The organism is Pedobacter glucosidilyticus (genome assembly GCF_002483235.1).
In the GTDB taxonomy this organism is placed as follows: Bacteria; Bacteroidota; Bacteroidia; order Sphingobacteriales; family Sphingobacteriaceae; genus Pseudopedobacter; species Pseudopedobacter glucosidilyticum_B.
Map to the genome: position 1 here is coordinate 41,364 of NZ_DLHN01000035.1, position 13,158 is coordinate 54,521.

General features: G+C 35.3%; 7 protein-coding genes. All 7 read left to right on the forward strand.

Features of this window, described 5'->3' with window-relative positions; all coding sequences use genetic code 11:
* The first annotated feature begins 11 nt into the window (after positions 1–11).
* On the forward strand, positions 12–1,184 hold the full coding sequence (locus tag B2745_RS14685) for an AGE family epimerase/isomerase (protein ID WP_304068195.1): 1,173 nt from the start codon (positions 12–14) through the stop codon (positions 1,182–1,184).
* A gap of 247 nt (positions 1,185–1,431) precedes the next feature.
* The gene (locus B2745_RS14690; RefSeq protein WP_304068197.1) at positions 1,432–3,705 is read left to right on the forward strand and encodes a GH92 family glycosyl hydrolase; all 2,274 of its coding nucleotides are present in this window, start codon (positions 1,432–1,434) and stop codon (positions 3,703–3,705) included.
* A gap of 65 nt (positions 3,706–3,770) precedes the next feature.
* Positions 3,771–6,800 (forward strand): SusC/RagA family TonB-linked outer membrane protein, encoded by a 3,030-nt coding sequence (locus tag B2745_RS14695; RefSeq protein ID WP_304068199.1) that lies wholly within the window; start codon positions 3,771–3,773, stop codon positions 6,798–6,800.
* 19 nt (positions 6,801–6,819) lie between these two features.
* Positions 6,820–8,700: a RagB/SusD family nutrient uptake outer membrane protein gene (locus B2745_RS14700; protein ID WP_304068201.1), complete on the forward strand. Its 1,881-nt coding sequence runs from the start codon at positions 6,820–6,822 to the stop codon at positions 8,698–8,700.
* 33 nt (positions 8,701–8,733) lie between these two features.
* Complete coding sequence (locus B2745_RS14705) at positions 8,734–10,545, forward strand: hypothetical protein (RefSeq protein WP_304068203.1); 1,812 nt, start codon at positions 8,734–8,736, stop codon at positions 10,543–10,545.
* 86 nt (positions 10,546–10,631) lie between these two features.
* Positions 10,632–11,762: a glycoside hydrolase family 10 protein gene (locus B2745_RS14710; RefSeq protein WP_304068205.1), complete on the forward strand. Its 1,131-nt coding sequence runs from the start codon at positions 10,632–10,634 to the stop codon at positions 11,760–11,762.
* 192 nt (positions 11,763–11,954) lie between these two features.
* Positions 11,955–13,157, forward strand: a complete 1,203-nt coding sequence (locus tag B2745_RS14715; protein ID WP_304068207.1) for a glycoside hydrolase family 10 protein — start codon at positions 11,955–11,957, stop codon at positions 13,155–13,157.
* Position 13,158 lies beyond the last annotated feature (1 nt).

Consider the following 13,158-nt stretch of genomic DNA (forward strand, 5'->3'; position numbering starts at 1 on the left):
CACACAAATACATGGATAATTATAGTAAAGTTTATAAAAAAGAGCTCATAGAAAGTATTATACCGTTTTGGATGAAGCATTCTAAAGACGAGAAGTATGGGGGCTTTTTCACCTGTTTAGACAGGTACGGTAATGTTTTTGATACAGATAAATTTATGTGGTTGCAAGGCAGGCAAGTATGGACCTTTGCAACACTTTATAATAAGCTGGAAGCAAATCCAGCGTATTTGGCAATGGCGCAGCATGGTGCCAACTTTATGCAAAAATATGGTAGAGATGCGCATGGAGATTGGTATTTTTCTTTAAACCAAGAGGGGAAGCCTTTGGTGCAGCCTTATAATATTTTTTCAGATTGTTTTGCCACTATGGGGTTTGGAGCGCTATATACTGCTACCGGTAAAGATGAATATGCAGATATCGCTAAAAAAACCTTCGAAAACATTCTTAAAAGAAGAGATAATACAAAAGGTAAATACAATAAAATTTATCCGGGAACACGTGAATTAAGGAATTTTTCTTTACCGATGATTCTTAGTAATTTATCATTAGAGATAGAACATTTGCTTGATAAAAGCTTGGTAAACAATTTAATAGCAGATGTGATAGATGAAGTTATGAATGTGTTTTACCAACCAGAATACGGAGTGATATTCGAGAATGTTAATAAAGATGGGTCTTTCTCAGATACTTTCGAGGGGCGTTTGTTAAACCCAGGTCATACCATTGAGGCTATGTGGTTTATGATGGATTTAGGCGTTCGTTTAAATGATAAAGATTTGGTTAATAAGGCTATAGAAATTGCTATAAAAACTTTAGAATATGGGTGGGATAAAGATTTCGGTGGCATATTTTACTTTCTTGATTTTAAGGGGCATCCGCCATTACAGTTAGAGTGGGATCAAAAATTATGGTGGGTGCACCTAGAAGCCTTAGTTTGTATGGCTAAAGCATGGGCTTTAACAGGCAATGCACAAGCTAAGTATTGGTTTGAGAAACTTCATGAATATTCTTGGAAGCATTTTAGAGACGAAGAATATGGCGAGTGGTACGGCTATCTAAACAGGCGTGGAGAGGTTTTGATTAACCTTAAAGGTGGTAAGTGGAAAGGTTGTTTCCATGCTCCTAGAGCAATGTTCCAAGTTTATAAGACCTTTGAGCTCAAGCAATCGCTTCAGCTCGTTTAAATCATCAGAAATTTTAATACACATGATTGCTTCATGGAATAAGTGTGTTAAATAACTTTTTAAAATAAAATATTAAAGTAATTTTATATATTAAAAAAAAATAATATCTTGTGTTATAATTGGTAGCCCTTAATTATTAGTGTTTTAGCAATAAATACCCAATAATTATCTTTTACAGAATTAGATAAAAGAAAATCAGTCATAAATTAAGAGCATTATCTTTTTTAATTTTTTAACTAACAAATAGATGTTTAAACAAAAAAAACATGTTTTATTAATTATTTCACCCATCTTATTGTTTTTGGCCTGTCATCCTAAAACATCTGAAGTAAGGGAAAATAATTATTTGAATTTTGTTAATCCACTAATTGGTTCTGGCGGGCATGGACATGTTTTTGTAGGAGCTTCTGTGCCACATGGTATGGTGCAATTAGGACCTAATAATTTAACTAAAGGGTGGGATTGGTGTTCTGGTTATCATGATTCTGATTCTACCATTATAGGTTTTGCGCAAACACATCTAAGTGGTACTGGTATAGCAGATTTGGGAGATATAATCTTTATGCCAGTGGGTAAGCTGCCTTCTCGGCCTATGAAAGATACGGCAAGTTTTGCAAAGACTTATTTCTCTACGTTTGATAAAAGTACAGAAATTGCAAAGCCTCATTATTATCAGGTTAAACTTAAGCGTTATCAAATAGAAGCAGAGCTTACTGCCAGCCAAAGAGTTGGTTTGCAGCGATATCACTTTCCTAAAAATAGTGAAGCCAACGTTATCGTGAATCTTGAGGAAAGTGTACAATCTATCCTTTCCAGAAAAGGAACCTTAGATGCAGGTATTAAAATTTTGAATGATACTACTATATCCGGTTACCGTATTTCTGATGAATGGGCAAAAGACCATAAGGTTTATTTTACTACAGTTTTCTCTAAACCCATTTTAAAACATCAAATTTTATCAGGTGCAGATACCGTAAATGCTAAAGAAGCAAATGGGATTAGGCTCAACACCATATTAAATTTTGAAAATGATAACCAACCTCTTTTGTTAAAAACAGGTATTTCTTATGTATCTGAGGCTGGAGCAGCATTAAATTTAAAAACTGAGATGCCAAGTTGGGATTTTGAACAAACTAAAGCTAAGGCAGAGGAAGCCTGGAATAAATCACTATCTACATTTGATTTTGAAGCGCAAGATTCAACCATTGTTACGCAATTTTATACCGCATTATATCATTCGCAAATAGCTCCATCTGTGTTTAGTGATGTAAATGGAGACTATCGTGGTGCAGATGGTAAGATATACCAAGCAAAAGGTTTTACACCTTATACCATTTTTTCTTTATGGGATACCTATCGGGCTGTACACCCCTTGTATACTTTAACAGATGAGCGTGTTGCTGACTATGCTAATAGTTTATTAGCTATTCAAGAGCAGCAAGGTACTATGCCTGTATGGCCTCTGGTTGGAAACGAAACGGGTACTATGGTAGGTTTTCATTCTATCCCAGTGGTTGTAGATGCCTATTTAAAGGGTTTTAATCTTAATCAAGAAAGGGTTTGGAATGCAATTAAAGGATTTGAAGACTATAATCAATTAGGCTTAAAAGATACACGCAAGCAAGGTTATATTTCTGCTGATCAAGAACCTTGGTCTGTTGCTAAGGGTTTAGAATATGCTATAGATAGTTATGCTATAGCAAAATTTGCTGCGCAAACAGGCAAAAAGGAGGTTTTCAAAACTTATTTTAAATCATCTCAGAATTATAAAAATTACTTTGATAAAAGTACAGGTTTTATGCGTGGAAAGTTATCTGATGGTAGCTGGCGGGCAAATTTTAATCCGTATCACAGCATACACATGGAGGATGATTATGTTGAAGGTAATGCTTGGCAGTATACCTGGTTGGTGCCACATGATGTTGAAGGATTGATAAACGTATTTGGAGGCGAAAGTAAATTTATTACCAAGTTAGATAGCCTTTTTACAGTTAAATCAGATTTAAATGAAGGTGCTTCTATAGATATTACAGGTATGATAGGGCAATATGCTCATGGAAACGAGCCTAGCCATCATATTCTATATTTATACCCTTTTGTAGGGCAACAATGGAAAACAGCAGAAAAGGTTCGTGAAGTTTTTGATAAATTTTATAAAGCCACGCCTAATGGTTTAATAGGTAATGAAGATTGTGGACAGATGTCTGCATGGTATATTTTCTCATCTATGGGTTTTTATCCTGTAAATCCGGTTAACGGAATGTTTGTTTTCGGGTCTCCATTGGCAGATAAAATAAATATTACGCTTAATAATGGTAAAAAATTCAAAATTATTGCACTTGATAATAGTGCAACTCATAAATATATACAATCAGTTAAACTCAATGGCAAAGCATATACAAAATCTTACATCATGTATGATGATATCATGAACGGTGGAACATTAGAATATACCATGGGTAGTAAGCCAAACAAAACTTTTGGTTTAGCCAAAACAGATAGGCCAGTATCCAATCCTTAAAAATTAAACCTAATTATTATGAAATATCTCAAACTCTTTAAACTAATCAATAAATGTTAAACCAAATGAAAAGAACCATAACGCTTATCTTATTCCTTTTGGTAGCTGCTGTATATGTACATGCACAAAGCACTATGTTAAAAGGAACAGTATCCGATGAAGTAGGTGCTTTACCTGGAGTTTCTGTTACAATAAAAGGAACTCAGAAAGGCACCACGACAGACCAGCAAGGAAATTTCCAGTTAGCAGTAGAAAATGGTCAATCCATTGTTATTTCTGCTATAGGTTATGAACCTCAGACTATTGTTTTTTCTGGTCAACAAAATTTAAATGTAAATTTAAAATCAGTTTCTATTGCTTTAAATGAGACTGTTGTTGTAGGTTATGCTACACAAAGAAAGGCAACGCTAACAGGGTCAGTATCTGCTATTACGGGTACAGAACTTAATACACGTAGTGTTGCATCTTTGTCTACAGCATTACAAGGTAAGTTACCAGGGGTAACGGTACAGCAAGAATCTGGGCAACCTGGTGCTGATGGATCAAGAATCAGGATTAGAGGAGTAGGCTCTATCAATTCAAATACTGATCCTTTGGTTTTATTAGATGGTATTGAAACCAACATCAACCAAATTGATATGAACACGGTTGAATCTGTTTCTGTACTAAAGGATGCAGCATCTGCTTCTATTTATGGGTCTAGAGCTGCTAATGGTGTTATTTTAATTACCACCAAAAAAGGTAAGGCAGGTACTATTACAACCAGTTATAATGGCTACTCAACCTTACAAAGACCAACAAATTTGCCAGATCCTGTAAGTGCTTATGAATATTTACAGGCAGAGCTTAATGCGTTTGACAATGCTGGCATTACGGTATCTCCAACTCAAAGACAGCAACAGTTACAATTGATTGAAGAACAACGTACTTTAAAGCCTGATAACTGGAATAGATATGATACCGATTGGAAGAACGAAACTATTTCGAATAATTCCTTAATGCAAAACCATAACGTATCTATTAGCGGTGGTAGTGATAAAATATCATTCTTTGGTTCTGGTACTTTTTTAGGGCAAGACGGATTAATTCCTAATAATAATTTCAATCGTACTAATTTAATGCTTAATGCTGATGCAAAGATTAAGCCTTGGGCTACTTTTTCATTAAATACTTCATTAAGACAATCAAATGAATTAAGACCTGGATTAGGTACTCCAAAAAATATTATTGGTAAAGCTTTATATATGCTACCAACTCTTTCTGCTGCCAGAGAGTTAGATGGTAATTGGGGTTATGGTAAAAATGGTGATAACCCTACTGCTGCGGCTTATGCTAGTGGAGAGAATAGAAATAAATCTTCGGAGTCTATTGTAAACGGAACTTTAACTTTAACGCCCGCTAAAGGTTTTGAGGTATTAGGACAATACTCTTTAAGAACCGTTACCGGTAGAAATAGAAGTTTAATTATTCCTTATACAGTTTCTTTAAAGGGACAAGTTTTGGGTCAATTTCCTGCACAAGATGGCTTAACGGAAAGCTGGAACCAAACTGTTCGTAATTTTTATAGATTTCAAACTTCTTATACCAAAAGCATTAATAAACATAATGCTAAAATCATTGCTGGTTATCAAGCAGAGGATAATACCAATACTTCGTTTTTTGGAGCTAAACAAGGCTTCACTTTAGGACGTTATTATTTAAATAATGGTTTAGGTGCATCAGCTACTTCTGGCGGTGGCGCTAATGAGTGGGCTATGGAATCTTACTATGGTCGTATCAATTATGATTTTAGCCAAAAATATTTGCTAGAAATTAATGGTAGATATGATGGTTCTTCCCGATTTAGAGGGGATAATATCTGGGGCTTTTTCCCTTCAGCCGCCGCAGGATGGGTAATTTCTGAGGAGAACTTCTTAAGCAAAAGTAAAAGTTGGATTGATTTATTAAAGCTAAGAACTTCTTACGGATTGCTAGGTAATCAGGATATAGGTAATTATCCATTTGCAGCAACCATCAATAATGGATATAGTTATTACTTAGGAGACGGAAAAGAGCTGGCAGATGGGGTTGCACAAATTGCACTTGCTAATCCTGATATTTCATGGGAATCATCAACTCAATTTAACGTAGGTATTGATGGAAGTTTTTTTAGGGATAAACTAACAGTTACGGCAGAATATTACATTAGAACCATCAATGACATGTTATTACGCTTTCCTCCACCTTATTATGCCGGTTTACAGCCTGCATTTACCAATGCAGGAAGTATGGAAAATAAAGGATGGGAAATTTCTTTAGGCTATCGAAATAAAATTAAAGACTTTAATTACGGTATTACTGTTACGTTAAATGATAACCGTAACGAAATCACTGATTTAAATGGCTTAAATTCTCAAGACCGTACGCAAGTTGTAGGTTATCCTAACAATGGTATTTGGGGTTATTTATCAGACGGTTATTATGTTGATTTAGATGATGTAGCTAACTCACCTAAGTTAAGTGGTGCGGCTCGTCCTGGGTTTGTTAAGTACAAAAAAATATTCCAAGGTGAAGGTGTAGATCCATTATTGATTGATCAAAGAGATCAGGTGTATCTAGGCGATCCTTTTCCACATTATGAGTATGGTATAAACTTAACCGCAAGCTACAAAAACTTTGATTTTATAGCTTTCATACAAGGTATAGGTCAACGTTCGGCATTTTTAAGTGGTGTAGGTTTAAGACCATTTGCTAATGGTGCTAACTTATTCCGTCATCAGGTTGATTATTGGACACCTGAAAATCCTAATGCAGAGTATCCAATCTTAGTTCCAGAGGCAAACTCTGCTGACAACTTTGTAAGGTCTGATAAATGGGTGAGAAATGCGGCTTATGGCAGGTTAAAAAATGTTGTATTAGGTTATACCTTACCTAAGCAACTTTCCCAAAAATTAAAACTTAATAATTTAAGATTTTATATCAGTGGGCAGAACTTATTTACCCTAAGCAATTTTTATGACGGTTATGATCCAGAGGTTACCTATGATGGTTCTGTAGGAGGGGAGTTTTACCCAATCATGCAAACCTACACTTTTGGTCTTAATATGAATTTTTAATCACTAGAGCTAAAGAAAAATGAAAAATAAAATAGTTAAAAGCGGTTTTGCAATAGTATTGATTGCATTGCTAACAGTTTCTTCTGGCTGTCAGAAAGATTATTTAGATAGACAACCTTTGAGCGAATATTTATCATCTAATTTTTATAATAATGAAGGTGCTATAGCACAAGGGGCAAATGGCTGCTATATGATGTTGAAATTGAATCACGCGGCTCCAAATAGTAGTTTAATTCCTTTTTCAATTTTATGGGATATGTATACACCTTTTGGAATTGAAAGGGCTGATAATAGTTCTATTGGTGTAGGTAATCTAGATCTTAGAACTAATTTCCCTATTGAGTTAACGTATGCCAATTTGTATACTGCTGTTGCCAGATGTAATTCTGTTATTAGTGGTGCCGAGCCATTTTACGATGATTTAAATGACCAAGCAAAGCAATATGTTAGTGAGGTTAGGGTGTTAAGGGCTTATTTTAATATCTTGTTAGTTAGCCTGTTTGGAGATATACCTTATTTTGAACAACCAGTTACTGAGGCACAAATTAGAGAACTAACACGTACACCTTGGGAAACTGTGGTAGAAAGAGTAATAGCTGATTTAGATGAGGCATCAGTTAATCTTCCTTGGATAGCCACAGAGTTTGGTAGGGTTGATAAATCAGTAGCATTTGGTTTAAAGGCCAGAATTGCTTTGTATGCGGCATCATGGCATAAATTTGGTTTTGGCAGAGATGCAGTTAAAGACCAAACTAAAGCTACTGCATATTTTAGAATATCAGCAGATGCTGCTAAAAGAGTTATGGATGAAAGTGGTCGTGGGTTGGCTAATAATTATAATGAGATTTTTACTAGAGTTGGACAGCTTAAACCAGATGTGAAAAGAGAAACTATGATGTTTATGATGTTCTCTGATGTAGGAGAAAGAAATTACCATTATATGTCTTTTGGTGAGCATGTGCGTATGATTGGTCAAAGTGGAAGATTCCCTACTCAGCAATTGGTAGATACTTATGAAACCATCAACGGTAAACGAATAGATGAAGCTGGTTCAGGCTATAATCCACGTAATCCTTTCGTAAATAGAGACCCGAGGTTAAAAGCTACGATTTACACTCAAGGAGATACTATTATTGGTAATACAGGTAGCAATAAGCGTAAGTTTTTAATGCAAATTTATAACCCTCGTACAACGGAGTTTGATGCTCAAAATAACCCTAGATTGGTTGATAATACAGATTATGTTGGAGCAGTTGCTGCATTTGGCTATGTACAAAGTGGAGTAGGTTTTGCGTGGAAAAAATATAATCATTTTGATGATGAAGTAACTTCACAGGCAACCTATAACATTATGATTATGCGTTATGCTGAAATTCTTTTGACTTATGCTGAGGCAAAAATTGAATTGGGAGAGTTGGATGCTACCGTTACAGATGCTATAGACAGGGTTAGAGCAAGGGTTGGTATGCCTGGTATTTTAACAGCAGACCCTTCTAGGGCAGGTAATCAGGATAAAATGCGCCAAATAGTACGTAGAGAGCGTAAAGTAGAGTTAATGAAAGAATCACTTTATTTCTTTGATATGCGCCGTTGGAGATTAGGAGCGTTACAAAATGCAGAACCTACTTACGGTTATCCTTTAGCTACAGGTGTAAACCCTGCAACCAATACGTATCCAAATGGTTATGACCAAGCCACGCCAGACATGGTGCCTTCATTTGGTGGTCCAGGTTCAGAACGTGATTTAAATGATGTAGCCAGTTATGCTGCATTTGCCAATAAGTTGAGAAGCAGAGACAGAGATCGCCGATGGGAAGATAGATTTTACTTATGGCCAATACCACAAACTGAAGTTAATAAACAGCCTACTTTAGGGCAAAACCTAGGATACGGAAATTAACAGACCTGTTTTACAGATATAAATAATAAAATTATGAAAAGTATAAATTCTTTAACCACTAAGGTTGCTTCATTGCTACTGCTGGTAATGATTGCATTTAGTGCTTGCGAAAAAAAGGATGAGCTGGATAGGCTGTATGAGGGAGCTAAAATTGTAGGTGTAAAAGTTGATGGGCAATTGTATCTACCTACTTACACTAATAATGATGTTTTAGTTACCGTTCCGGCTGGTAGAGATTTGTCTAAAGCAAAAGTACAGGTATTGGTTGCTAATGGAAATCTGCAAAATTTTAATAATGACGAGATTATGGATGTGCGAAAGCCCTTACCCCTTACTTTACTTGGCAGTGATGGTGAAAGGTTAGACGTTGTTTTAAAAATTCAATCGCCACCATCTTTATCTAATCTTATTGTAGAAGGATTAACCATTCCGGCATCAAATATTTTCTTCAGCGCAAATTCTTTAATTGTACAGGTTCCAGAAAATACCAACTTAACTAACCTTAAAGTAACTTTGGGTTTTGTAAACGGTACTTTACAGGATTTTACAAACGGAGTTGCAGCAGATTATACGAACCCTAGAACCTTTAGAATTCTAGGTGTTGATGAAAGCACTATTTACAATTACGATTTTATTATTACTTCAGAAGAAGTAGGGCCAGCTTCTGTAAGATCAATGACTATAAATGGTATTGCAACAGACTCAGTAGTTGTTGTTGCACCATCTACATTGGTGCCTTATGTAAAAGGTTTAACAGATTTTTCTAATTCTACCGTTACTATAAGTGCTGGTTTTGGAAACCGTATAGACCCTACATTTACAGGTACTAATCTTAATTTGTTGACAGGAACTTCGAAAGTGAAAATAACAGGTACAGATGGTATAGAAAAGGAATTCACTATTGGTGTACCTAAGTTATCTTTAACACCAATATTTGAGAGGTCTTATGCTAGTTTTGGCTTCCCAATAAATGATTTAACGGGTGTAGCTATTAGTGGAAACAATATTATTGTTCCTAACTACTCGGCAACTCCACCTACTGTTGTTGGTCCAAATTACTATAATTTAGCAGGTGTACAACAAGGTGTTCTTAACAGAACAGGAACTACCATAGCAAACAGTATTCGTAAGATAGCTACAGATAGTAAAGGTGTTATTTTAAGTGTTTCTTTGGGCTTAACAACTGCTGACCAATTTATTTATAAATGGGATAATGTAACTTCTGCCCCAGTGCCTTATATCACATATTCATCTGCATCATTAGGTTTGGGAGCTACAGCATTTAGAGCTGCAGGTATTAATGTTCAAGGTAGTTTAGATGGAAATGCTATTATTACTGTTGGAAGAGCGCAAAGTACAGATGTTTTTGTTTGGACGGTTACAGGAGGTGTCTTAAACCCTACACCAACTAAATTAACACATCCTATAGCTAGCCCTGGTTTTTATTTTAGTTTAGAACCTATGCCAATAGGTACATCAGGTTATATAGGTACGCTTACGAGTGCTGCCTTTAATGGTATTGTAAGCTTAACTGGTACTTTAGGAGAAATAAGCAGAGTACCTAGTACCCAAACAACGGATGCTAAAGTATTTAGACATAATGGTAGAACTTATCTGGCGTATACCGTATTTGTGCCAAATAGAGGTGCTGCTTTTAGGGTTTCTGATATTACTGATAATCAATTGGCATCTATACAAAATCCAATTATGGACGTTTTAATGCCATCTACTCAGGCCAACGGAAATTTAACCATGGATGCAGATATGGCCATTATCAATGGTAAGTTACATGCGGTGTTTGTTTGTACCAATATTGGTATGCGTTTTTACCAATTAGAGCAATAACTTATCTCAACAATCATAAGAGCTTGTTTCTAAAGCATTTTTTTAGAAACAAGCTCTTATATAACTAATTAAAAAATACAAACAAAATGAAATATTACATTTTAACATTAGCTTTTACCATATTTTTAGGTAGCTCTGCTTGCGAGAAAGAAATCAAAAGGCTGCCTACTAGTAACGTCAAAAAAGAAGTACATTTTGCCGGTACTTGGGTTACCAATGTAGCCAGTGATGCACTGAATTCAAGAGCTAATATTATACAAACAGTAGCTACTTGTAAAGCCAGTGGCGTTAATAATATTTTTGTGGTGGTATGGAACCAGGGCAGAACTTTATATCCAAGTGATATTATGCAAAATACTTTTGGTGTAAGAATCATGGAAAGATTTGCTGGTAGAGACCCTTTACAAGAAATGATTGAAGAAGCGCATAAGGAAAACATAAAAGTACATGCTTGGTTTGAGTATGGTTTTGCGGCTTCAAACAACCAAAATGGAGGGTTAATTATTCAAACAAAACCAAATTGGGCAGCTAGAGACTTTAGTGGTAACCTATTAAAGAAAAATGGTTTTGAGTGGATGAATGCGTTTTTACCAGAGGTGCAGGATTTTATGACTTCCTTGATTTTAGAAGTAGTAAACAAGTATGATGTTGATGGTGTGCAAGGCGATGATAGATTACCAGCTTTACCTTCTGAAGGTGGTTATGATACTTATACTGTTAATTTATATAAAGCTCAGCACAATGGGGCTAATCCTCCGGCAGACTCAAAAAATGCAGCATGGTTAAATTGGAGATCTGATTTGTTAACAGAATATTGGGGTCGTGTATATCAGCAGGTAAAAGCCAGAAAACCTAATGTTATGGTTACTAATGCACCAAGTGTTCATCCTTTTGCAAAGAACGAATATTTGCAGGATTGGCCTGCTTGGTTAGATAAAGGCTACACAGATATGGTACTGCCCCAAGTTTACAGATATGACTTTGCTGCTTACAGAGCTACTTTAGCACAACAGCTTACTTATCTAAAACCACAGTTTAAAACTAAGTTTTATCCTGGTATTCTGATGCAAAACGCTGATTATAATCCATCAGAGCAATTTGTTATTCAAATGATTAATGAAAATAGGGCTAGTGGCATCACTGGTGAAAGCTTTTGGTTTTTTGAAGGCATCAAAAAGTTTCCTAGCTATTTTGAAACTTATAACAAAGGAAAATAACCTTAATATTAAAAGAAGTCTCTTATGAACAAAGATGTTAAGTGTTTCTCTTTGAGTGGAATTTAATATGTTCATAAGAGTAAATGTTCTTATAAGTGAAGACGATAATATCCTGAATAGAGTAGAAGGATGAATACGGGCTTCATATTAACCTGATGCTGTTTGAGATTGAGACAGCCTTATTTTTATGATATGAGAAAGAAAGTATGGGTTTTATTACTCATTACCATTGCTTTGCATGCTAACGGCCAAGTAAAACAAATAGAAGCTGTAAGAGGTGTTTGGGTACCAGCACCACGTTTTACTAAGGTATTACATAGTTATGAAAATGTACAGAAATTTGTAGGATTACTGGATAGCTTGAATTTTAATGCGGTCTTTCTGGTTTCTTATGCACAAACGCAAAGTATTTATCCTAGTAAAGTAATTAAGGAATATACCGGTTCAAAAAATTTAGCTGCAACCAGTATGTTAAGTCCGTATCTGAGTCAATATCATCAACCCTTAAAAAGCCCTACTGGTGACCCTGTAGCAGATTTAATTCGCCTAGCGCATCAACGCCATATTAAAGTGTTTTTTTGGTACGAGTATGGATTTATGGGAGATACTAAACCTATTACCGATAAAAACCCTTTGTTAGCAAAAAATCCTGATTGGCTGGGTATAGGTAATGATGGTAAGCCAGCAGCCTATCATCAGAAAGATTTTTATTTTAATGCATATCATCCAAAAGTTCAGGATTATATGATAAAATTAATTGAAGAAGGAATAAAATTATATCCTGAGGTAGATGGCGTACAGGGTGATGATCGTTTACCGGCTATGCCTAGAAATTCTGGTTACGATGCTTATACAATAGCTAAATATAAAGCTGAACATCAAGGAAATCTTCCGCCTCAAGATTTTAATGAAAAAAGCTGGGTAAATTGGCGAATTGCTATTTTGAACCAGTTTGGGAAAAGATTATATAAAGCTGCACATGCTTTAAAAAAGGATATCATGGTAAGTTTTGCTCCAAATCCTTATCCATGGAGTAAAGAAAATTTAATGCAGGATTGGCCTAACTGGGTAAAAGAGGGTATTTGCGATTTGCTGGCAGTACAATGTTATAGGTATAGTGCTGATGCTTATAAAAATACAGTATCAGAAGCGCTATCTTATGTTAATAGCAATCGTCCAAAACAGCTTTTTGCCCCTGGCATCATCTTAATGGAGGGTAATCAGATTAAAATGTCTGCTGATTTATTGAAACAACAATTGAAAATTAATAGAGATTTGAATATTAACGGCGAAATATTTTTCTATAACGAAGCTTTAAATAACAAAGAAATACAAAGTGTTTTTAAAGAAGTTTATCCATATAAAGCTAAATTTCCAGATGATCATCATCGCTAAC